This is a genomic window from Micromonospora sp. NPDC051141 (assembly GCF_044455765.1).
In the GTDB taxonomy this organism is placed as follows: domain Bacteria; phylum Actinomycetota; class Actinomycetes; order Mycobacteriales; family Micromonosporaceae; genus Micromonospora.
The window spans coordinates 51,340-72,979 of record NZ_JBITFD010000019.1; the positions used below are offsets into that span (position 1 = coordinate 51,340).

Sequence of the window (21,640 nt, forward strand, 5' to 3'; positions counted from 1 at the left end):
GGGCCGGCGACCGCTGTGGAGGATGCGATGGCCGAGCCGCCGACCGGGACTTCGGCGCACCGCGCGCAGGCGCACGGCCGGCACGCCAACCACCACAGCTACCACGACGGCGCGCAGGTCGACGGGTACGTCGACGACCCGTACCACCGGGTGCGCCGCGCCGTCGCGGCCCGGCTGATGGGCGACGGGGTGACCGGCGACGGACCGGTGCTGGAGTTGGGCTGCGGGTCGCGCGGCATGCTCGACCCGGCCGCGCTGCCCGGCCCGCTCGTGCTGGCCGACATGGCCGAGACCGCGCTGGGCACGGCCCGGCGGGCGGCCGGCGGGCCGGCGCTGCCGGTCTGCCTGGACGCCACCCGGGGCCTGCCGTTCCGGGCGGGCAGCTTCGCCGGGCTGCTCGCCGGCGAGCTGATCGAACACGTCTACGATCCGCTGGCGCTGCTGCGGGAGTGCCACCGCGTGCTGGCCCCGGACGGCCTGCTGGTGCTCACCACCCCCAACCTGGCCCCGGTGCAGGACCGGCTGGCCTTCCTCGCCGGCCGGGCGCCGCGCCAGGTCGACCCGCTGCACCCCTACCTCTGGCTGCACATCCGCCCGTTCACCGCGTCGCTGCTGCGGCGCACGCTGCGCCGCGCCGGCTTCCTCCCGCTGGCGATGCGCTCCAACGAGGTCGGCTGGCGGCTGCCGGGCGGACGCTGGGTCGCCTCGCGGTGGCTGGCCCGGGCCGCGCCGGGTCTCGGCGGTTCGTTGATCTGCGCCGCCCGGCGACGCGGCACACCGCCGCCACCGGCGAGACGGGGCGTGATCGAGCATTGACAACGGGCTATCATGGAGGCTCCGTCGTCGACCGGGGGATGTCATGGCGCGCCTGCTCGGCTGGGTCGTCAGCAATCTCGACGCGTTCATCGGTCTGCTGCTGGCCGTCACGGTCGCCGTCCTCGGCCTGACCAACACCGTCAGCCAGGACGTGGTCAACAGCGCCATCCTGCTGGTCCTCGGCCTGCTCGCCCAGGCGGTGCTGCGCGACCGGCTGCGCCGCCGGACCGCCGAGCAGGAGGTCCGGCAGGTCATGGTGGACGTCCGCGCCCGGCTCACCGACCTGGTCCCGCCGATGGCTGCGCTCACCGGCCCGGAGGGTGCGCTGACCCGTTCCCGGGAGGCGATCCAGAGCGCCTCCATGGTCCGGGTGCTGCACGGCAGCGAGGTCGGCCAGGCGCTCGACGAGGCACGACAGCACACCGACCAGTGGCACTTCAAGGGCGGCACCGGCACCTACCTGCGCGCCGTCACGCTGCCCGAGTGCCTGAAACACGCCCGCCGCCGCAACGCCACGCTCAGCCTCGCCATCGAGATCATCGACCCGACCGACGAGGAGGTCTGCGAGCGGTACGCGTGGTTCCGGCGCAGCCTGGAAGCCGACGAGCCGACCGAGCCGAAGGAGCCGTGGACGGTCGACCGCACCCGCAAGGAGTCGTACGCGACGGTGCTGGCCGCCTGCTGGCACATGCAGCGCTCCGGCCTGCTCACCGTCGACATCCGGCTCTCCGCGCAGATGACCACGTTCCGCTACGACCTCTCCTCCTCCTGTGTGGTCATCACCCAGGAGAACCCGCAGACGCCCGCGCTGCGCATCGACCGCGGCGAGGTCTACTACAACCGGTTCAACATCGAACTCGACTACAGCCGCCGGCAGAGCCGCCGGGTGCCGATCGAGTCCGCCGGTCAGGTCCGCCTCGACGACGAGCCGTCCGTCGAACAGGTCCGCCGGCTGTTCGCCGCGCTCGGGCTGCCGCTGCCCCGGTCCTTCGGTGACCGGGAGGTCGGCGAGATCGTGCGCAAGGCCCTCCAGGCGAGGAACCCGTACGCATGACCAGCTACGCCGACCTGGCCCGCGAGATCGACCGGGGCACCCGGCCGGAGCTGCTGCGCGACTGGGTGCTGCACGTGCTCGCCGACGTCGCCGACGGGCGGCGACCACTGCGGGCGGTCCGGCACCCGCTCGGCTTCACCTGCCTGCCGGTGGAGCGCGACGGTCCCGACGGGATCTGCGTGCACGCCTGGCCGGCCGACCCGCCGCCGGTGCGCCCCACCACCTCGACCATGCACTCGCACAGCTGGGACCTGCTCAGCCGCGTGCTGTACGGCACGGTCCGCAACGAGCTGATCGACGTCACCGACGCGCCCGCCGACCCCTCCTGGCGGATCTACGAGGTGCACAGCCTCGGCGAGGTCGACGAGGTGGCCGCCACCGACCGTCTGGTCACCGCGATGACCGCCACCGTGGAGACGCACACCGCCGGCGACTCGTACGCGCTGCGCGCCGGTGGCTTCCACACCTCGGAGGTGGCCGCCGGCACGCCCGCGGTGACCGTGGCGCTCGGCCGGACCACACCCGGCGCGTGCGACCTGAGTCTCGGCGCGGTGGACGGGCGCAGCCACCGGGTCCGCCGGGACCGCTGCGACGCGGCGGAGACCGCGCGGATGGCGCGGGAGATCGCGCGACTGGTGGCACGGGGCTGACTGGCTGGAGGAGCCGTGGACGTGGAGCCGAACAGAGGCGGGCCCGACCTGCGCGACGCGCACCGGTTCGCGGTGGACGCCGCCCGGGCGGCCGGCCGACTGCTGCGCCGGGGCATCCGGGGCGAGGTGCACGCCCGGGCCAAGGACGACTCCGGTGACCTGGTCACCGACCTCGACCTGGCCGCCGAGCGGTTGATCGTCGACCGGATCCGGGCCCGCTGGCCGGAGCACGGGGTGATCGCCGAGGAGGGCGGCGAGTACGCCCCGGACACCACCTGGGCGTGGCTGGTCGACCCGCTCGACGGCACCAACAACGTGGCGATCGGCCTGCCGGCGTACGTGGTGGGCATCGCGTTGTGTGAACGCGGCTCGCCGGTGCTCGGCGTGGTGCACGACCCGGTCGCCGGCCGGACCTGGTCCGCGCTGCGCGGCCACGGCGCGTTCGTGCACGGTGCGGACCCGGCCGGCCGTCCGCTGCGCACCGCCCACCGGCCGGTGCCGGCCGCGCCGGTGCTGGCCTGGACCCAGGGCCACGGCGTACGCCGCGACGACAGCACCGCCCGGGCGCTGAAGGTCGTCCTCGACACCACCGCCCGCCGGGTGCTGCAACTGTGGGCGCCGCTGCTGTCCTGGGTGATGCTGGCCCGGGGCGACATCGACGGCATTGTCGGCTACCGCCCGGAGGCGGTCGACCTGCCGGCCGGGCTGCTGCTGGCCGCCGAGGCCGGCATGGTGGTACGCGCGCTCGACGGCGGCCCGTTCGACGACCGCTACGGTTGCCCGGCCGACCGACGCAGTTTCGTCGCCGGCCCACCGGAGACGATCGACCGGCTGGTCAAACTGGTCACCGCGGCGCAGTGGATCGAGCCCCAGGTCCGCCAGCTCACCCCGATCAGCCTGGGCACGGTCGGCTGGTGAGACATCCGCGGTGCGCGTGGCCGGCCCGGCTCACCGGGTGCCGTCCCTACGCGTGACCGGTGTCGGATCGGCATCGGCCAGGATCTGTTCGGTCATGCCGGCGAGGCGTCGCGCCGCGGTCGGGTCGAGGGTCTTCAGGTCGAGCGGCACGGGCCTGCCGCGGTCGACTGCCGTCAACGGGACCGTGGGTGGCGAGTCGAGAAACTCGTGCACCGGCGCGATCGCCCGTGCCACCGGCCGGGCGGCAACCGAGGCGAGGGCCTTGATGACGGCCCGGGTCAGGGGGTTGACCTGCTCCATCGCGGAGTCGCCGCTGCGGGTGAACCCGGGGTGGTAGAGGACGTAGCGAACCCGCTCGCCGAACCGGCCCGCCATCGACACTCCCAGGAGATCGTTGGCGCGTGCTGCCTGGAGTTGTGCCGCGATGGTGCGATATCGGTTCCGCAGCTGCGGATCGTCCCAGTTGATCTTTCCGGAGGTGAGTCCGACACCGGCGATGTTGACGATCACCGGCTTCGAGGCCGCCGACAGCGCGGGCATCAGGCCGTGGCCCAGGAGGTGGCGGCTCAGGTAGTAGAGCGCGAAGGTCGATTCGAATCCGTCGCCGGTCTCGACGCGCCGAGGTGACTGGCGGTTCGCCGCCAGCACCAGGCCGTCGACGGTCCGGTAGGTGGCCGCGACATGATCGATCACCGCCTGGTTGCCGGCGATCGTGCTGAGGTCGGCCGCCAGGAACTCGACCCGGTCACCCGCCCCGGACGCCGTGGCCTCGGCAAGCAGGGACTCGCCCTTGGCCGGGTTGCTCCCGATCGCGAGGACCCGGTCGCCGCGTGCCGCTCGGCCGAGCACGACGCCTCGTCCCATGCCGTCGCTGCCTCCGGTGACGACAACGGTCCGGCCCCGCGCTGCCGCATCCGGGCCGGTGCCGTCGTGCTGAGGGGTGGCCATCTCTTCTCCCTGGTTACTCTTGGTAAGTACCGCCATCATCGGTAACCCGGCTGGATCGCGGAAGAAGGCAGTTCAATGTCAGCAGCGAACACCGATGTGCCTGCCCCACTCGACACCGTGTTGCCGAGCCCGGTGCCCGGGGACGAGCACGATCAGTGCCCGGTGACCGACGTCCTGCGCCGGGTCGGGGACAAGTGGACGGTCCTCGTGGTGGTCCTGCTCGGGCAGCGACCGCATCGGTTCAACGACCTTCACCGAGGCATCGAGGCGATCAGTCAGCGCATGCTCACCCGCACGCTGCGCGGGTTGGAGAAGGACGGACTGGTCCACCGGGAGGTCTTCGCGACGACCCCGCCCAGCGTCGAGTACCGCCTCACACCCCTCGGCAGATCCCTCTTGGAGCCGCTGTCGGGCCTGGCCAGATGGGCCATCGCGCATCAACCAGCCATCGCGGCCAGCAGGCGCGTCAACAACCTCCCGCCCCGTACCGGCTGACGGGCGGCGGTAGCGCCGTGCCACGGTGCGGGGATCGGCGGTCAGGCCCCGGCCAGCTCGGCGAACCACCGGCCGTCCGCCGAGCGCAGGTCCCGCACGGCCAGCCCGGCGGTCGTGGCCGGGCCGTGCACCGCATGGGTGTCCAGCCGCGCCCAGCCGAAGCTGGGCCCCCGCCGCCGCCCGGAGACCACGTGCGCCCGGCCCTGCCAGGCGCCGCTGCCGGGCGGGTCCAGCTCGACCAGCACGGTGCCGTCCGGGTGCAGCAGCTCCCGACACCGCCGCAGCAGCCGGATCGGGTCGCCGCCGATGCCGATGTTGCCGTCCAACAGCACCACGTGCCGCCACCGGCCCTCGGCCGGCAGCGGGCCGAACAGGTCGGCGCGCACCGCGACCGCGCCGCGCGCCCGGGTCGACGCCACCGCCCGCGGGCAGACGTCGACGCCGAGCGCGGCCAGGCCGGCCCGGGTGAGCGCCGCGGTGAGCCGGCCCGGCCCGCACCCCAGGTCCAACGCCGGGCCGTGGCAGCGGGCCACCACCGTGGCGGTCGCCGCCTCGGCCGGGCCGTGCCACCGGTCCACCGGCAGCCGCCGGCGAACCCCGTCGGCCTGCACCAGCCAGTGACTGCCGGTGCGCTCGCGCAGCGCGATGCCGAAGGCGTCCACACCGGCCGGCACGCCGGTCGCGCTCGCCGGGCTGGTCCGGGCCGGCGACTGGCGGGCCCGCAGGCCCGGCGCGCTGGTCGCGCTCGCGGGGCCGGCGCTCACCGAACCGCCTTCGGTCGACGATCGGGTGTCATCGCCACCAGGGCGGGGCTACCCCGATCGCGGTGGTCTCCGGGCTGTCCCGGGCGGCCCGCCGGTCGCAGCGTGGCGACCTCGCGGGCGAACCGGCCGCCGGGCACGCCCCGGGCGACCGCGTGGGCGTCGGCCCAGTCGTCCACGTCGCGCAGCGTGGGCAGGGCGCCCACCCGCAGGCCCGCGTCGCACAACGCCGCGTAGGTGAGCCGCCCGGTCTCGGCGGTGGACATCGGCACCGCGCGCAGCGCCGCCGCGCGGCGCGGGTCGCGTAACCCCAGCGCCCACCAGCCACCGTCCGCCGCCGGGCCGAGCACCGCGTCGACGCCGGGCGCGGCCAACCGGCGTACGCCGTCGGCGAGCAGCGCCGGCGTCACCTGCGGGGTGTCCATGCCGATCTGGAGCACCGGCCGCCCCGGGTACGCGTGCGCCACGTCGGCGTGCGCGTGGGCCAGCCGCTCGGCGAGGCCGTCGCCCCACTGCGGCAGCACCGGCCAGCCGGCGACCGCGGCGGCGAGGTCCGCGCCGTCCTCGGCGTCGGCCAGCCGCCCGGCCAGCGCCAGCACCGGCGTCACCCCGCCGGTGGCGGCGACCGCGTCCAGCGTGTCGCGCAACGCGGCGGCGGCGATCCGGGCCGCCTGCGCCGGGGTGGCCGGCGGGCACAGCCGCGTCTTCACCGCCCCCGGCACCGGGGCCTTCGCCACCACCAGCAGGACGGTCACCGCCGGCCGTCCACACTGCGCAGCACGGTGAGGAAGTCCCGGGTCGCGCGGACCGTGCCGCGTACCGAGCCGGACACCTTGGACCGCGTACCGGCGGCGCGCGGGGCGTAGCGGACGTCGTGCTCGTGGATCCGCCAACCGGCCGCCGCCGCCCGGATCATCAACTCCAACGGATAACCGAACGCCCGGTCGGTGACGCCGAGCGCCAGCAACGCCTCGCGGCGGGCCACCCGGATCGGGCTGAGGTCACGCAGCGGCACCCCACGCTGCCGGAGCAACGCGGCGACCAGCGCGGTGCCGGCCCGCGCGTGCCACGGCCAGGCGCCGGCCGACACCGGCCGACGGCGCCCCACCGCCAGGTCGGCCGTGCCCGCCGCGACCGGGGCGACGAGCGCCGGCAGCTCCGCCGGGTCGAACGAGCCGTCCGCGTCCAGGACGCAGACCAGCTCCGTCCCGGCGGCCTCCAGCCCGGTGTGCACGGCCGCGCCGTAACCGCGACGCGGTTCGCTCACCACCCGGGCGCCGTGCCGGGCCGCCACCTCGGGCGAGCCGTCCCGGGAGCCGTTGTCCACCACGATCGCCCGGTAACCGGGCGGTAACGCGTTCAGGACGCCGGGCAGGGCGGCGGCCTCGTCCAGGCACGGCAGCACCACGTCGATCTGTGTCCGCATGCCGCCGACGCTAGGCCGACCGTCACCCGGCAGAGCCCTCGATCGTGCTTACGGAACCGTTACGAGCAGGCACTTCTTACCATCCCGTGACGGGCCGGCGGTTGCGGTCCCGTCCCGCGCCGGCCCCCCGTACCGTGCGGTCGTCATGAGATCCGCACCCACCCTGCGTCGCGCCCCCGCCGCGGACCGGACCGGCTCCCCGCACCGGGGCGATCTGGTCGTGGTCGCGGTCGAGGCGGCGCTGCTCGCCGCCGCCGTCCTGGTCGGCCTGGTGCTCAACCGGCGTGGCGTGGGCCTGCACGCCGACGCGGCGCCGCTCTACGCCACCTGGCGTCCGCACGCCGGCTGGAGTACGCCGCTCGCGGCGCTCGTCGCGCTCGCCGTGCTCGGACCGGGACTACGCTGGGCCCGGACCGCCCGATGGGGGCCGCTGCTGGCCGTCGGCTGGCTGGCCGCGGTGGCGTGGACGCTGGCGCTGGCCCTGGTGGACGGCTGGACGACCGGGCTGACTCGACGGTTGACGCCGCAGGCGGAGTACCTGCACGAGGTGCCCGGGGTGACCGACATCCCCCGCATGCTGGCCGGCTTCACCGACCGCATCCTGGACTTCCAGCCCGACTCCTGGTCCACCCACACCGCCGGGCATCCGCCGGGCGCGCTGCTGGTCTTCGTCTGGCTGGACCGGGTGGGGCTGGGCGGGGGCGCCGCCGCCGCGCTGTGCTGCGTGCTGGTCGGCGCGACAGTGGTGGTCTCCGTGCCGGTCACGCTGCGCGCGCTGGGCGCCGCCGACGCGGCCCGGGCGGTGCTGCCGTTCCTGGTGCTGCTGCCCGGCGCGGTGTGGCTGGGCGCCTCCGGCGACGCGGTGTTCACCGGCGTGGTCGCCGCCGGGCTCGCGCTGCTGGCGGTACGCGGACCGCTCGCCGCGCTGGCCGGCGGCCTGGTGCTCGGCTTCGCGCTGCACCTGTCGTACGGGTTCGTGCTGGTCGGCGCGCTGGCGCTGACCGTGCTGGCGTTGCGGCCCGACCGCCGCCGAACCGCCCTGCTCGCCGCCACCGCCGGCGTCTCGGTCGTCACGGCGCTGTTCGTGCTCTCCGGCTTCCGGTGGTGGGAGGGGTACGACCGGGTCGTCGAGCGTTACTACCAGGGCTGGGCGGCCGACCGCCCGTACGCGTACTGGGTGTGGGCGAACCTGGCCGCGCTGCTGCTCTCCGCCGGTCCGGTGCTCGGGCCGGCGCTGCGCCGTACCGCCGTCGCGGCACGCGCCGCCTGGTCGGCTACCGGCCCGGCCAGCACCCGCCGCCCCGGTTGGACCGGTCGGGCCGGGCGGGCCGGTCGGACGGGTTGGGCCGGTTGGACCGGTTGGACGGGTTGGACGGGTTGGGCGGGTTGGACGGGTCGGGCCGGGCGACTGGTCGGGCTCGGGCCGACGGTGCTGCTGCCGGCCGCCGCCGCGCTGGCGGTGGCCGCCGCCGACCTCTCCGGGATGAGCAAGGCCGAGGTGGAGCGCATCTGGCTGCCGTTCGTGGTCTGGCTGCTCGTCGCCGCCGCGCACCTGCCTCCGTCGACCCGCCGCCGCTGGCTCGCCGCCCAGGCCGTGACCGCCCTCCTCGTCAACCACCTCCTCCGCACCGTCTCCTGATCCCACCCTCGCCCCTGCCGGCAAGGCCGCGCAGTTTCCCGGAAAGAGTGGCTGTCCCGGGCGGAATGGCCACTCTTTCCGGGAAACTGCGGCCCGAAGGGCGGGAGGGCGGGAGGCCCGAAGGGCGGGAGGGAGGGAGGGAGGAGGGAGGGCGCGGGCGGGTCAGGCGGGTTGGGGGGAGAGGGTGGCGGGGGAGCGGAGGGGGTCGGTGGCGAAGGCGTTGACGCCCTCGGCGAACGTGACCCGGGCGGTGTAGCCGAGCAGGTCGCGGGCGCGGGACGGGTCGGCCACCACGTGCCGGACGTCGGCCGCCCGCGCGCCGCCGGCGATCTCCGGCGCCGGGCCGCCCATGGCCTCGGCCAGCGCGGTGGCCAGGTCGCCCACCGTGTGCGGTTCGCCGGAGCAGACGTTCACCGGCACCAGGCCGTCCGGCGGCGGTGCGGTCAACGCCAGCAGGTTCGCCCGCGCCACGTCCGTGACGTGCACGAAGTCCCGCCGCTGCCGGCCGTCCTCCAGCACGACCGGGGCGCGACCGGCAGCCAGCGCCGAGCGGAACAGCGAGGCCACCCCGGCGTACGGGGTGTCGCGGGGCATCCGGGGGCCGTAGACGTTGTGGTAGCGCAGCGCCCACACACCGCCGCCGGTCTGCCGGGCCCACGCCGCGGCGTAGTGCTCCTGGGCGAGCTTGCTGGCCGCGTACGTGCTGCGCGGCTCCAGCAGCGCGTCCTCGGGCACCAGCGCCGGGGTGAGCGGGTCGCCGCAGCCGGGGCAGGTCGGGTCGTAGCGGCCGGCGGCCAGGTCGGCGGCGCGGCGCGCGGCGGGACGCACCACGCCGTGCCGGGCGCAGGTGTAGCGCCCCTCGCCGTAGACCACCATCGAGCTGGCCAGCACCAGCCGGCGTACCCCGGCGCGGTGCATGGCGGCCAGCAGCACCGCCGTGCCGAGATCGTTGTGCCCGGCGTAGTCCGGCGCGTCGGACGGGTCGAGCCCGTGCCCGACCATGGCCGCCTGGTGGCAGACCGCGTCCACACCGGCCAGCAGCCGGTCCAGCAGGTCGGCGTCGCGGACGTCGCCGACGGTCGGCTCGTGCCGCCGGGACCATTCCGGCAGCGCGCCGCCGTGCGCCTGCGGCAGCAGGGCGTCCAGGCAGACCGGCTCGTGGCCCTCGGCCGCCAGCAGGTCGGCGATCTGCGATCCGATGAAGCCGGCCGCGCCGGTGAGCAGTACCCGCATACCGGCCCACGCTAGGGCACCCGGGTCGGGCCGGCGGCCGGTTCACGTCCGACGTCAGCGGTCCGTAAGGACGACCGCGGTAAGGCGGTCCGTAAGGACGACCGCGGTAAGGCTTCGGTAATGCGGCAAACGCCGTCGCGGGCGACCGGCGGCGTCTAGCGTCCCATCCCGGAAGCGCCGGCCGGCCGGTCGGCCCCGTCGCCGGAGGAGGTGCCCGTGCCCACCGACGTCCCACCGCCGGACGACCCCGCGCCCGCCGCGGTCGAGCCGCGGTACGCCGCGCCGGCCCGGCTCTGGCGGGCCCTGGACCGCCACCGCCCCCCGGGCGTCGACGCGGTCGACCGCGCCTGGCGCAGCCCGGTACGCGGACCGTGGTTGACCTCGATGCTGGGCGCCGTGCTGCTGGCCACCCTGCCGCTGGTGATCGTCACCGGGCTGCTCGACTGGATCGCCTACGGCCCCCGCTTCGACCAGGCGTTCCCCCGGGACGTGGGGTGGCTGCACCCGCCGGTGTTCGACTGGCCGACCCGGCCGGCGTGGCTGTTCCGGGTCACCCAGGGGCTGCACGTGACGCTCGGGATCGTGCTGGTGCCGGTGGTGCTGGCCAAGCTCTGGTCGGTGGTGCCGAAGCTGTTCGCCTGGCCACCCGCCCGTTCCGTCGCGCAGGTGCTGGAGCGGCTGTCGTTGCTGCTGCTGGTCGGCGGCATCCTGTTCCAGAGCGCCACCGGCCTGCTCAACGTGCAGTACGCGTACCTGTTCGGCTTCGACTTCTACACCGCGCACTGGTACGGCGCCTGGATCTTCACGGTGGCGCTGGTGGTGCACGTGGCGGTCAAGCTGCCCCGGCTGGTGACCGCGCTGCGCGGGCCGGGCTTCGCGCGTACCCCGCCGGCCCGGTCCCGGCCGGAGCCGGCGGACCCGGACGGCCTGGTGGCCCGCCGCCCCGGCCCGGCGACGATGAGCCGACGCGGCGTGCTGGCGCTGGCCGGCGGCGGCGCGTTGCTGCTGGCCGCGCTGACCGTGGGGCAGAGCGTGGACGCGCTGCGGGGCACCGCGCTGCTGCTGCCGCGCGGCCGGAGGATCGGCGACGGGCCGACCGGTTTCCCGGTCAACCGCACCGCCGCCGCGGCCGGCGTCACGCCGGACCGGACCGGGCCGGGCTGGTCGCTGACGGTGCGCGCCGGCGACCGGACCGAAACGCTCGACCGCGACCGGCTGCTCGCGCTGCCGCAGCACACCGCCGCGCTGCCGATCGCCTGCGTGGAGGGCTGGTCGACGTCGCAGACCTGGACCGGGGTACGCCTGCGGGACCTCGCCGCGCTGGTCGGCGCCGCGGAGCCGGCCACGGCACGGGTCCGTTCGCTGGAACGCGGCGGGCTGTTCAGCCGGGCCACCCTGCACGGCGGTGAGGTCGGCGACCCGGACGCGCTGCTCGCGTTGCGGGTCAACGGCGTCGACCTGAGCCCCGACCACGGCTTCCCGGCCCGGATCATCGTGCCGGCGCTGCCCGGCGTGCACTGCACCAAGTGGGTCGAGGAGATCGAGTTCGATGGCTGAGTTCCGGCGGGCGTACGGGGCGGCGTGGTGGCACCTGGCGCTCCTGTCCGGTTGCTTCGCGGTGACCGGCTGGATCGCGCTGCGGCTGGCCGGCGAGCCGACCGCGGGGCGGATGCTGCTCTGGTTCGTCGGCGCGGTGATCGCCCACGACCTGGTGCTGTTCCCGGCGTACGCGGCCCTCGACCGGCTGCTGCGGCGCGTCGCCCCGGCGGTGCGCAACCACGTGCGGGTGCCGGCGCTCGGCTCGGGGCTTCTGCTGCTTGTCTATCTGCCCGGCGTGCTCGGGCTCGGTGACGGCACGTACTCGGCGGCCACCGGGCTGACGCCCGAACCACTGCTGCGCCGCTGGCTGGCGCTCAGCGCCGTGCTGTTCGCTGCGAGCGCGCTGCTCTATGCGGTCCGTCGGCTGCGCCACCGTGGACGCTGACCGCCAGGCGACCCGGGCTGGCGGGATATGTCCGGTGCTGCCCGGCTCGGCTCGGCTGGGCTCGGCTGGGCTCGGCTGGGCTCGGGCTCGGCTGGGTCCGGCTGGGCTCGGGTGTGCCTGGCTCGCCCGGTGGCTGCCCGGTCCGGTTCGGCCCGGTGCTGCCCGGTCCGGTTCGGCCCGGTGGCTGCTCGGTCCGGTTCGGCCCGGTGCTGCCCGGCCCGGCGAGCGGTTCCACTGGCTGCGGGTGCTCAGCGGCTGACCGGCGTGTCGCGACGCCTCGGCATCGTCCGGTGAAGCGATATACCGCAGAGGCATAATTATGCCTCTGCGGTATATCGCTGGTACCGCATGCATTGTTCCCTGTCGTTACCCACAGTGATGCCGTGTATCTCGTCGGTCGTCCGAGCGGGCCGAGGCCGTCCGAACGGCCGGGCCGGGCAGCGCCGAGCCGGGCAGCACCGGGCCGAGCGGGTCGGGCGGGCCGCCGGAGGAGAGGGACGGGTCAGGCGCCGGGGCCGATCAGCAGCGCGGCCACCGTGCCCGCCGTGGCGAGGGCGGCCAGCGCGGCGCTGGTCGTCACGAACCGGCCCAGCGGCACCGCCACGCCGGCGGCCCGGCAACGCTCGTACCAGATCAGCGTGGCCAGCGACGCCCACGGCGTGGCCAGCGGACCCACGTTCGTGCCGATCAGCAGCGCCAGCAGTTGGGTGTGCCGGTCGGCGGCGATCACCGCCTCGCCGGCCACGTACGCCGGCAGGTTGTTGACCACGTTGCTGAACAGCGCGCCGACCGCGCCCGCCCGCAGCGCCCCCTCCGCACCCGGATCGGCGCCGATCAGCGCGCCCATCACGCCGTCCAGGCCGTGCCGGCCGATGGTCTGCACCACCAGGAACAGGCCGGTGACGAACACCAGCAGCCGCCACGGCACCAGCGCCGGCCGCAGCCGGTGCCGGGCGCGCGCCGCGAAGCCGGCCACCACGATCGCGGCGGCCACCCCGGAGGCGACGCCGATCTCCACCCCGGCCAGGACGCCGCCGACGAAGAGCAGGCAGGCGGCCAGCGCGGTGCGGTAGAGCAACCGGTCCGGCGCCACGTACGGCGGCGGCGGGACGAACGGGTCGGCCCCGGCGCGGGCCGGTCGCCAGTACCACCACCACAGCAGCAGCATGGTGATTGCGATGGCGACGAGCTGCGGCCACCACATCCGGGCCGCCCACGGCACCGGGTCCAGGCCGATCCGGTCGCTGGCCAGGATGTTGGTCAGGTTGGACACCGGCAGCAGCAGGCTCGCCGTGTTGGCCAGCCAGACCGTGGTCATGGCCAGCGGCGTCGGCGGCACGTTCAGCGTCCGGGCCAGCGCGATCATCACCGGCGTCAGCAGCACCGCGGTGGTGTCCAGGTTGAGCGCGATGGTGGTGACCGAGGCGAAACCGACGCAGAGCCAGAACAGCGCCCGGAAGCTGCCCCGCGCGGTGATCGCCACCCGGGCGGCGAGCGCGTCGAACACGCCGGCCACCGCGGTCAGCTCGGCCAGCACCACCACCGTGCCGAGGAAGATCAGAATGGGCACGATCCGGCGTACGGTGGCCTCGGCGTCGGTGCGGGGGAGCAGGCCGGTGAGCACGCAGAACACGCCGACCACGGCCAGCCCGATCGCGATCCAGTCGAGCACGTGCAGCCGGCTCCGACGGGATCGGGCCGGCGCGGCGGAGGGCGGATCGCCGACGGTCTCCACGAACGACGATCCTCGCACATCCGCCCCGACCGGTCCGGCCCGACATGGGCGGCATACCGAGCTGCCCGAGGGTGTCGATCTGTTGACCGTCGGTGGTCATAATGACCATGTGGCTGTAGGCGCGCACCCCACCCGGTCCGACCGCCCCATCGACTTCTTCATCAGCTACTCGCCGGCCGACGAACGCTGGGCGACGTGGCTGGCGTGGGAGTTCGAGACCGCCGGCTACCGCACGATGATCCAGGCGTGGGACTTCGTGGCCGGCACCAACTTCATCGACTTCATGGACCGCGGGGTCCGTGAGGCCGAGGTGGTGGTGGCGGTGCTGTCCGAACGCTACCTGCACTCCACGTACGGCAAGCTGGAGTGGCAGGCCGCGTTGCGCGCCGACCCGGACGGCACCGGCAACAAGCTGGTCACCGTGCGGGTCGAGGACTGCCCGATCGACGGTCTGCTCGCCACCATCACCTACGTCGACCTGGTCGGCGTGGACGACCCGGCGCAGGCGCGCGCCCGGGTGCTGAACCGGATCCGCGAGACGCTCGACGGTCGGGCCAAGCCGATGCGGCAACCGGCGTTCCCGCACCACCCGGACGATCCCGCCGGGCTGCTCGCCGCGCCCGCCGCCGGGGCCCCCGCGCAGCGTCGCCCCCGGCGTACCCCGATCAACCCGCCGCCGTTCCCGCCGGCCGCGGTGGCGCCGCCCACGGCGCGCGACAGCGTCACGGTGCTCCAGGTGGCCGGGCCCCGGTTCGGCCGCGGCGTGCTCGACCCGGGCGCCCCGGTCACCCCCGGCGAGGTGCAGGAACACCTGATGGGTGACCTGACGCTGCTGATGAACGACGGGGTGCCCCGCCCCGACCTGCTGGTGGTGGCCGGCAACCTGACCGAGTCGGGCAGCCCGCGCGAGTTCTCCGACGCGTTGAGCTTCCTCACCGGGCTGCGGGTGCTGCTCGGCCTGGAACCGCACCGCCTCGTGGTGGTGCCCGGCCCGCGGGACGTGACGATGGCCGCCTGCCGGGCGTACTTCGCCACCTGCGAGGCCGACGACGTCGACCCGCAGCCGCCGTACTGGCCCAAGTGGCGGCACTACGCGCGGCTCTTCGACGACCTCTACCAGGGGCTCGACGACCGGCTCTTCGACAGCGAACAGCCCTGGACGCTGTTCCCGATTCCCGACCTGCGGGTGGTGGTGGCCGGGCTGAACTCCACCATCGCCATCACCCACCGGGAGGAGGACCGCTACGGCTTCCTCGGCGAGGCCCAGTCGAGCTGGTTCGCCCAGCGGCTGCGCCACTACCAGCAGTCCGGCTGGCTGCGGCTGGGCGCGATGGCGCACGCCCCCGGCCCGCGCAGCCCGTACGCCGACGAGGTCCCGCCGGACCGGGTGTCGCTGCGCGACCGTGGCTCGGTCAACCGGCTGGTCGGCCCGATGCTCAACCTGCTGATCTCCGACGCGGCGCCGACCGGCCGGATCGACCCGGTGGTGCCGCTGGCCGCCGCGCCGCGCGACGGCCGGGCGCAGGTGCTGCGGCTCGGCGCGGACGGGATGACCCGCTGGGTGCTGGGCCGCGACGACCGCCTGGACGTCGGCGAGTCGACGGCGGTGAGCTGGCCCCGCGCCGAGGCCACGTTCGGCGCGGCCGGCCCGGCCCAGGTGCCCGACCCCAGGCGACCGGCCCTGGTGGAGGGCGCCACCCAGGGCGCTGCGCCGGCCGCGGCGGCGACGCCGGCGGCGCCGGTGGAGCGGCTGCTGGACCGGCTCGCCGAGGTGTGCGAGGCCCGCTACGACCGGGTGGTGGTGCGGCGTGTCGACGGCGACCCGCCGCACCTGTACGTCAGCTACCGCTCCGACGGGGTGGTCCGGCAGCAGCGGGTCGGCGCGCACGTGGGCACGCCGGGGCCGGACGACGTGGACCGGTTCGCCCGTCGGGTGCACGCCACCGACCCGGACATCGGGTCCGAGCTGGTCTACGACGGCGACCGGGTGCCGCGCGGGCTGGCCGAGGAGGCGCAGCGGCGCGGCGTGCGCGTGCTGCACCTGACCGAGTTCCAGGGCCTGCTGGACCTGCGCGACTACGTCGCCGCGCAGACCGCCCGGCTCCAGGCCGACCGGCTCTACCCGCCCGGGCAGTACGTCCCCCAGCGCTACCGCCACCTGGTCGGCGCGGACCAGCGGGTCCGCGAGGACGTGGTGGACGAGCTGCTGGAGACCGTCTCCGCCCCGGACGGCCGGTTCGTGCTGGTGCTCGGCGACTTCGGCCGGGGCAAGACGTTCGCGCTGCGGGAGGTGGCCCGCCGGCTGCCCACCGCCGCACCGGACCTGATCCCGATCCTGGTCGAGCTGCGCGCGCTGGACAAGGCGCACTCGGTGGACGGCCTGGTCGCCGCGCACCTGGCCAACCACGGCGAGCAGGTGATCGACCTCAAGGCGTTCCGGTACATGCTGCGGCAGGGCCGGATCGTGCTGCTCTTCGACGGGTTCGACGAGCTGGTGGCCCGGGTGACCTACGACCGGGCGGCCGACCACCTGGAGACGCTGCTCCAGGCCGCCGAGGGCGCGGCGAAGATCGTGGTGAGCAGCCGGACCCAGCACTTCAAGACCAACTCGCAGGTGCTGACCGCGTTGGGCGAGCGGGTCGGCCTGCTGCCGCACCGCCGGGTGCTGGCGGTGGAGGACTTCACCCCCGGCCAGATCGAGGCGTTCCTGCGGCACCGCTACGACGGCGACGAGGCCGCCGCCCGCGAGCGGATGACTCTGCTGGCCGGCGTCAAGGATTTGCTCGGACTGTCCCGTAACCCGCGCATGCTCGGGTTCATCGCCAACCTGGACGAGGGCCGGCTGGCCGCGGTGGCCGGCGCCGGGGGCACGTTCAGCGCCGCCGCGCTCTACCGGGAGATCCTGGAGTCCTGGCTGGACTTCGAGGAACGGCGCACCCAGGGCATCCCGGGGGCCCCGGTCAGCCTGCGCCGGCCGGAGCTGTGGCAGGCGGTGAGCCGGCTGGCGTTCCAGCTCTGGGAGAGCGGCGAGTCCTACCTGCGGCTCGCCGAGCTGACCGAGTCCACCGGCCAGCTCGCCGGGCGGGCCGAGTCCCGGCTCTCCGGGCCGCAGGCCGCGCACGCGGTCGGCGCGGGCAGCCTGCTGGTCCGCACCGACGACGGGCTGTTCGGCTTCATCCACACCTCGGTGATGGAGTGGCTGGTCGCCGACGGTGTCGCCGAGCAGCTCAACCGGGGCGAGGAGCCGACCGCGCTGGCGGTCCGGTCGCTGTCCGCGCTGGCCGTGGAGTTCCTCGGCGACCTCGCCGACCCGGCCCGCTGCACCGCGTGGACGGCCCGGGTGCTCGGCGACGAGTCGGCCGGCGAGACGCTGCGCGCGAACGCGCTACGGCTGTCCGCCCGGCTGCGCCTGCCCGACCGGGCCGACCTGCGCGGCGCGGTGCTGCGCGGCGAGGATCTGTCGCACCGGGAACTCGCCGGCGCGGACCTGACCGGCGCGGACCTCACCGACACCCGGCTGGTGGCGACGAACCTGACCGAGGCGCGGCTGGAGCACGCCCGGCTGCGCGGTGCGCGTCTGGACCAGGCGCGGCTCGCCGGGGCGGACCTGCGTGGCGCGGAGCTGGCCGGCGCCCGGCTGTTCCGGGCCGACCTGCGTGGCGCGCGGATCGCCGGCAGCAGTTGGCACCGCACCGCGCTGATCGACGTGAGCGCCGACCCGGCGTTGCTGCGCGCGCCGGAACTGCGCGGCGCGGTCGTCGCGCCGGGGCGGCCGGTCGCGCCCGGGCTGGCGCCGCCCGCGGTGGGCGTCGGGTACGGCTTCGAGGTGGGCCGGCTGCCGGTGCCGGTGGCGTACAGCCCGGACGGCGCGGTGCTGGCGGTGGGCAGCGACGACGGTGGCGTGCTGCTCTGCGACACAGCCACCGGGCTGCCGGTGCGCACGCTCCAGGGGCACCGGTCCCGGGTGTACGCGGTGCGCTACGACGCCGCCTCGCACCAGCTCGTCACCGGCGCGGCCGACCTGACCGTACGGCTGTGGGACGCCGACCACGGCGACGTGCGGCACGTCATCGAGGACGTCTTCACGGGCTGGGTGTGGCCGCTGCTCACCGACGAGCGCCGGGGCCGGCTGGTGGTCGGCGACGCGGCCGGCGTGGTCCGGCTCTTCGACACCCGCACCGCCCGGCTGCGCCACGAGTGGCCGGGGCACGACGCGCCGATCTGGGGCACCTCGTTCAGTCCCGACGGCCGGCGGGTGGTGGTGGTGGACAGCGCCGGCGCGGTCCGCGGCTGGGACATCCACACCGGCCGGCTCGCGTTCGAGGTGCGGGAGCCGGAGGTGGTCTACCGGGTGGTGCACTCGCCGGACGGTCGACTGCTGGCCGCCGTCGGGCAGCACGGCCGGGTCTGGGTCCGCCGGGCCTCCGACGGCGAGCTGCTGCGGCAGCCGCGCGGCCACGAGGCCGACGTGTACGCGCTGGACATCAGCCCCGACGGCACGCTGATGGCCACCGGGGACACGCACGGCGCGCTGCGGCTGTGGGAGACCGAGACCGGTCGGCCGGTCCGGGTGCTCGGCCGGCAGCGCGGTGCGATCTACAGCGTCCGGTTCAACGGGGACGGCAACCTGCTCGCCACCGCGGCCAGCGACGGCGCGATCCAGCTCTGGGACACCGCCGACGGCCAGGTGCGGCACGAGTTGACCCGGCACCGCGGCTCGGTCTGGCCGGTGGTCTGGCGGCCGGACCAGAACCAGGTGGCGACCAGCAGCAACGACGGCACCACCCGACTGTGGGACGTGCGCACCGGGCAGCTCCAGCACACGCTGCGCGGGCACGGCCGGCGGGTCACCGCGCTCTCCTTCCGCGACGACGGGGAGGTGCTGGCCGCCTGCGGCAACGACGGCGTGGTCCGGCTCTGGGAACCGCGCACCGGCCGCCTGCTGCGTCAGCTCGCCACCCCCGCCGACCGCCTGCTCTCGGTGATCTTCTGCCCGGACGAGCCGCTGGTCGCCACGCCCAGCGGCGACGGCGGCGTGCACCTGTGGAACACCGACACCGGCGTGGACGAGCGGGAACTCAACGTGGACACCGACCACGTCTGGGCGGTCGCGTTCAGCCCCGACGGCGACGCCCTGGCCACCGCGAACGACGACGACACGGTCCGCCTCTGGTACCGCCGCACCGGCCGGCACTTCGCCACGCTCACCCCGCACCGGGGCCGGGTCCGCACGGTGGCGTTCAGCCCGGACGGCGAGACCATCGCCACCGGCTGCGACGACCAGATGGTCCGGCTGTGGGACGCGGCCACCGCCACCTGCCGGCTGACCCTGGAGCACCACACCGAACGGGTCTACTCGATCGGCTTCAACAGCGAGGGAACGCTACTGGCCAGCGCCGGCAACGACGGCACCGCCGTGGTGTGGGACGTGGCCACCGGGGAGGCGCGCACGGTGCTCACCGAGCACACCGGTCGGCTCTGGTCGTGCGCGTTCAGCCCGGACGGCAACCTGCTCGCCACCGCCGGCGACGACCTGGTGATCCGGCTCTGGGACCCGGGCACCGGGCGGCTGCACGGCACGCTCGCCGCGCACACCCGGCGGGTCTGGTCGGTGCACTTCAGCCCGGACAGCAGCCTGCTGGCCAGCGCCGGCGACGACGGCACGGTCCGGCTGTGGGACGTGGCCGACCCGGAGCACGCCCAGTTGCGGACCACGCTGATCGGTCTGCCGGACGGCTGGGCGGCGGTCAGCCCGGACGGCCGCTACAAGCTGGACGGCGACCCGGGTGGCCAGTTCTGGCACGTCATCGGCACCTGCCGCTTCGAGGTCGGCGAACTGGACCCCTACCTCACCCAGGTCCGTCGCCTGGCCGTCGACGCCCCCTTCTGACCACCCCGCCCCGCCCCCACTCCGCCTCCGCCTCGGCACGTTGATCAAGGAGTTCGCGTCAGGATTTCGCGTCGTCGCCGACGCGAACTCCTTGGTCAACTTCAGGAGGTGGGGTGGCCGGGCCGGTCCAGCGCACTTCGCCGTCGTGCCAAGTGTCGGTGGGGGAGAGGCCGCAGGCGGTGGCCACCGCCGCCGACGCAAGGTGGTCGGGATGGATGTGGGCCACGAGGGTACGCACACCGCGCTGCCCGAGCCAGCCGGTCATCCCGCGGGCGGCCTCGGTGGCGATCCCGCGCCCCTGCCACGCTGTGCCCACCACCCAGGCGATCTCCGCGACCGGCCCGTCGTCGACCCGGTCCGTGTCGTCGAGGTGCCGGTGCCCGTTGGCCCGCGCGCCCGCCGTGGCCGCGTGACGGGGCGGCCCCAGGGGTGCGGTGACGGTGGCCTGGACGAACCCGGCCAGCCGGCTGTCGTCGCGGAGTTGGATGCCCCAGTTGCACCACGACTCCGTCGGGTCGGGCGAGCCGGCGACCAGCCGCGCGTAGCGGGCGCGCAGCGCCGCCGGGTCGGCGGGGCTGCCGCCGATGAAGGTGTGCAGCGCCGGGTCGGCGAGCACGGCGGCCATCTCCTCGGCGTGCGCGACGGCCAGCGGCAGCAGAAGCAGCCGGGCGGTCGGGACGACTCCGGTGGTGAACCCGCTCATGGCGTCGCCGTCCCGGGAAAGAGGGTGAGGTGGGGTGGCGCCGCGTCATCGTACCGGCGGGGCGGGCGGTGAGCGCCGCCCGCCCCGGCTCACCGGTCGGTCAGCGCCGCCACTTCTGGTTGGCGCCGCCGGTGCAGTCCCAGATCTGCAACCTGGTGCCGTCGGCCGAGCTGTTGCCGGTGGCGTCCAGGCACTTGTTGGCCTGCGGGTTGACGATGTCGCCGGCGGCGCTGAACACCCACTTCTGCGCGCCGGTGCCGTTGCAGTCGTAGAGCTGCACCTTGGCGCCGCTGGCGGTCGACCCGGCGGCCACGTCGAGGCACTTGCCGAGCGCGCGCACCGAGCCGTCGGCGTTCCAGGTCCAGCGCTGGGCGGCGGTGCCGTTGCAGGTCCAGAGCTGCACGGCGGTGCCGTTGGCGGTGCTCGCGCTCGCCACGTCGACGCACTTGTTGCCGTACCCGACGATCGGCCCGCCGGTGCCCCCGCCGCCGGTGTCCCAGGCCTGCACGCGGACGTAGTCGACGGTCATGGTCTGCGGGAACGTGGTGGAGCCGTCCGGCGAGCCGGGCCAGTTGCCGCCGACCGCCACGTTCATGATCATGAAGAACGGGTGGTCGAAGACCCAGCGGTTGCCGCCCGCGTCGGCCGGCGTCTTGCGCGAGTAGGCCACGCCGTCGAGGTACCAGGTGATCGAGTCGGGGGCCCAGTCGACGGCGAACGTGTGGAACGCGTCGGCGAGCGCCTGGCCGTTCGGCAGCGAGGTGGACGCGCCGATGCCGTTGGCCCCGGAGTAGCCCGGGCCGTGCAGCGTGCCCCACACCGTGGAGGGGGCGTAGCCGACGTTCTCCATGATGTCGATCTCGCCGCTGTTGGGCCACGGGTTGCTGCCGATGTCGTTGCCGAGCATCCAGAACGCCGGCCACAGCCCCTGCCCGCGCGGGATCTTGATGCGTGCCTCGAACCGGCCGTACGCCTGGGAGAACGTGCCGTTGGTGAGCAGCCGGGCCGACGTGTACTGGCAGCTTCCGTACCAGCAGCCGTAGCCGGCCGGGTTCTCCTTGCGGGCGGTGATGACCAGGTTGCCGTTGCCGTCGAGCGCGGCGTTGCGGGTGCTGTTGGTGTAGTACTGCAACTCGTTGTTGCCCCAACCGCCGCCGCCGATGTCGTAACGCCACTTGCTCGCGTCGGGGGCGGCGCCGGCCGGGCCGGTGAAGTCGTCGGACCAGGTGACCGCGCCGGGGGCGGCCATCGCCGGGGTGCTCGGGACGGTGGTGAGGGCGGCCGTGAGGCCGACCGCCGCCATCGCCAGGGCGGCGGCGGTACGGATGCTGCGCACGGGGTGCCTCCTGCGGTGGTGGGTCCGCCTACCGTCCGGGCGGCCGGCCCCG

16 protein-coding genes and 1 pseudogene are annotated in these 21,640 nt (G+C 75.1%); 9 read left to right on the forward strand and 8 right to left on the reverse strand.

The features are described from left to right. Window positions 1–27 precede the first annotated feature (27 nt). The 4 genes from ACIA6B_RS28805 to ACIA6B_RS28820 are packed head-to-tail and all read left to right on the forward strand — an operon-like array spanning window position 28 to window position 3,438. On the forward strand, window positions 28–816 hold the full coding sequence (locus ACIA6B_RS28805) for a class I SAM-dependent methyltransferase (protein ID WP_396778091.1): 789 nt from the start codon (window positions 28–30) through the stop codon (window positions 814–816). A gap of 43 nt (window positions 817–859) precedes the next feature. Beyond that, entirely contained in the window at window positions 860–1,870 is a 1,011-nt protein-coding gene (locus ACIA6B_RS28810) for a hypothetical protein (protein WP_396778093.1), read from the forward strand. Continuing rightward, window positions 1,867–2,520 (forward strand): hypothetical protein, encoded by a 654-nt coding sequence (locus ACIA6B_RS28815; RefSeq protein WP_396778095.1) that lies wholly within the window; start codon window positions 1,867–1,869, stop codon window positions 2,518–2,520. Before ACIA6B_RS28810 ends, ACIA6B_RS28815 begins: the two co-directional genes overlap by 4 nt. 21 nt (window positions 2,521–2,541) lie before the next feature. Further along, window positions 2,542–3,438, forward strand: a complete 897-nt coding sequence (locus ACIA6B_RS28820; RefSeq protein ID WP_396778096.1) for an inositol monophosphatase family protein — start codon at window positions 2,542–2,544, stop codon at window positions 3,436–3,438. Between the two features lie 30 nt (window positions 3,439–3,468). On the opposite strand, the gene ACIA6B_RS28825 is transcribed toward ACIA6B_RS28820, so the two are convergent. Further along, the gene (locus tag ACIA6B_RS28825) at window positions 3,469–4,425 is read right to left on the reverse strand and encodes an SDR family NAD(P)-dependent oxidoreductase (protein WP_396778098.1); all 957 of its coding nucleotides are present in this window, start codon (window positions 4,423–4,425) and stop codon (window positions 3,469–3,471) included. A 123-nt stretch (window positions 4,426–4,548) separates the two neighbouring features. Here ACIA6B_RS28825 and ACIA6B_RS28830 point away from each other — a divergent pair, with 123 nt between their 5' ends. Next, window positions 4,549–4,881: a winged helix-turn-helix transcriptional regulator gene (locus tag ACIA6B_RS28830; protein WP_396778100.1), complete on the forward strand. Its 333-nt coding sequence runs from the start codon at window positions 4,549–4,551 to the stop codon at window positions 4,879–4,881. A 41-nt stretch (window positions 4,882–4,922) separates the two neighbouring features. Here ACIA6B_RS28830 and ACIA6B_RS28835 read toward each other — a convergent pair whose 3' ends face one another. The 3 genes and pseudogenes from ACIA6B_RS28835 to ACIA6B_RS28845 all read right to left on the reverse strand — a co-directional run bounded on the left by ACIA6B_RS28835 (window position 4,923) and on the right by ACIA6B_RS28845 (window position 7,068). After that, window positions 4,923–5,645: a methyltransferase domain-containing protein gene (locus ACIA6B_RS28835; RefSeq protein ID WP_396778102.1), complete on the reverse strand. Its 723-nt coding sequence runs from the start codon at window positions 5,643–5,645 to the stop codon at window positions 4,923–4,925. A gap of 92 nt (window positions 5,646–5,737) precedes the next feature. After that, window positions 5,738–6,397: pseudogene (locus ACIA6B_RS28840) on the reverse strand (DUF2064 domain-containing protein); the annotation flags it as partial. Continuing rightward, on the reverse strand, window positions 6,394–7,068 hold the full coding sequence (locus tag ACIA6B_RS28845) for a glycosyltransferase family 2 protein (RefSeq protein ID WP_396778104.1): 675 nt from the start codon (window positions 7,066–7,068) through the stop codon (window positions 6,394–6,396). The pseudogene ACIA6B_RS28840 and the gene ACIA6B_RS28845, both read right to left, overlap by 4 nt. 145 nt (window positions 7,069–7,213) lie before the next feature. Here ACIA6B_RS28845 and ACIA6B_RS28850 point away from each other — a divergent pair, with 145 nt between their 5' ends. Next, window positions 7,214–8,707: a hypothetical protein gene (locus ACIA6B_RS28850; RefSeq protein ID WP_396778106.1), complete on the forward strand. Its 1,494-nt coding sequence runs from the start codon at window positions 7,214–7,216 to the stop codon at window positions 8,705–8,707. 162 nt (window positions 8,708–8,869) lie between these two features. Here the strand turns inward: ACIA6B_RS28850 and ACIA6B_RS28855 are convergent, their stop codons facing one another. Further along, the gene (locus ACIA6B_RS28855) at window positions 8,870–9,940 is read right to left on the reverse strand and encodes an NAD-dependent epimerase/dehydratase family protein (protein ID WP_396778108.1); all 1,071 of its coding nucleotides are present in this window, start codon (window positions 9,938–9,940) and stop codon (window positions 8,870–8,872) included. Between the two features lie 216 nt (window positions 9,941–10,156). Here ACIA6B_RS28855 and ACIA6B_RS28860 point away from each other — a divergent pair, with 216 nt between their 5' ends. Together ACIA6B_RS28860 and ACIA6B_RS28865 are read left to right on the forward strand one after the other, a co-directional pair. Beyond that, window positions 10,157–11,497, forward strand: coding sequence for a molybdopterin-dependent oxidoreductase (locus tag ACIA6B_RS28860; RefSeq protein WP_396778110.1), 1,341 nt, complete (start codon window positions 10,157–10,159; stop codon window positions 11,495–11,497). Beyond that, window positions 11,490–11,924, forward strand: a complete 435-nt coding sequence (locus ACIA6B_RS28865) for a hypothetical protein (protein ID WP_396778112.1) — start codon at window positions 11,490–11,492, stop codon at window positions 11,922–11,924. The genes ACIA6B_RS28860 and ACIA6B_RS28865 overlap by 8 nt, the downstream gene beginning before the upstream one ends. Before the next feature lie 502 nt (window positions 11,925–12,426). Here ACIA6B_RS28865 and ACIA6B_RS28870 read toward each other — a convergent pair. Beyond that, the gene (locus ACIA6B_RS28870; protein ID WP_396778114.1) at window positions 12,427–13,659 is read right to left on the reverse strand and encodes an SLC13 family permease; all 1,233 of its coding nucleotides are present in this window, start codon (window positions 13,657–13,659) and stop codon (window positions 12,427–12,429) included. Between the two features lie 109 nt (window positions 13,660–13,768). Here ACIA6B_RS28870 and ACIA6B_RS28875 point away from each other — a divergent pair, with 109 nt between their 5' ends. Continuing rightward, a complete protein-coding gene (locus ACIA6B_RS28875; RefSeq protein WP_396778116.1) occupies window positions 13,769–19,549 on the forward strand; it encodes a TIR domain-containing protein in 5,781 nt (1,926 codons plus the stop codon). A 58-nt stretch (window positions 19,550–19,607) separates the two neighbouring features. Here the strand turns inward: ACIA6B_RS28875 and ACIA6B_RS28880 are convergent, their stop codons facing one another. Both ACIA6B_RS28880 and ACIA6B_RS28885 read right to left on the reverse strand, forming a co-directional pair. Next, entirely contained in the window at window positions 19,608–20,252 is a 645-nt protein-coding gene (locus tag ACIA6B_RS28880; RefSeq protein WP_396778118.1) for a GNAT family N-acetyltransferase, read from the reverse strand. 100 nt (window positions 20,253–20,352) lie between these two features. Further along, entirely contained in the window at window positions 20,353–21,588 is a 1,236-nt protein-coding gene (locus ACIA6B_RS28885; protein WP_396778120.1) for a ricin-type beta-trefoil lectin domain protein, read from the reverse strand. Between the last annotated feature and the right edge of the window lie 52 nt (window positions 21,589–21,640).

Bases quoted from the DNA above. Each gene is read 5' to 3' on its own strand.
- ACIA6B_RS28825 (WP_396778098.1), bottom strand. From the start codon at position 4,425: ATGATGGCGGTACTTACCAAGAGTAACCAGGGAGAAGAGATGGCCACC.
- ACIA6B_RS28815 (WP_396778095.1), top strand. From the start codon at position 1,867: ATGACCAGCTACGCCGACCTGGCCCGCGAGATCGACCGGGGCACCCGG.
- ACIA6B_RS28805 (WP_396778091.1), top strand. From the start codon at position 28: ATGGCCGAGCCGCCGACCGGGACTTCGGCGCACCGCGCGCAGGCGCAC.
- ACIA6B_RS28810 (WP_396778093.1), top strand. From the start codon at position 860: ATGGCGCGCCTGCTCGGCTGGGTCGTCAGCAATCTCGACGCGTTCATC.
- ACIA6B_RS28845 (WP_396778104.1), bottom strand. From the start codon at position 7,068: ATGCGGACACAGATCGACGTGGTGCTGCCGTGCCTGGACGAGGCCGCC.
- ACIA6B_RS28855 (WP_396778108.1), bottom strand. From the start codon at position 9,940: ATGCGGGTACTGCTCACCGGCGCGGCCGGCTTCATCGGATCGCAGATC.
- ACIA6B_RS28850 (WP_396778106.1), top strand. From the start codon at position 7,214: ATGAGATCCGCACCCACCCTGCGTCGCGCCCCCGCCGCGGACCGGACC.
- ACIA6B_RS28880 (WP_396778118.1), bottom strand. From the start codon at position 20,252: ATGAGCGGGTTCACCACCGGAGTCGTCCCGACCGCCCGGCTGCTTCTG.
- ACIA6B_RS28865 (WP_396778112.1), top strand. From the start codon at position 11,490: ATGGCTGAGTTCCGGCGGGCGTACGGGGCGGCGTGGTGGCACCTGGCG.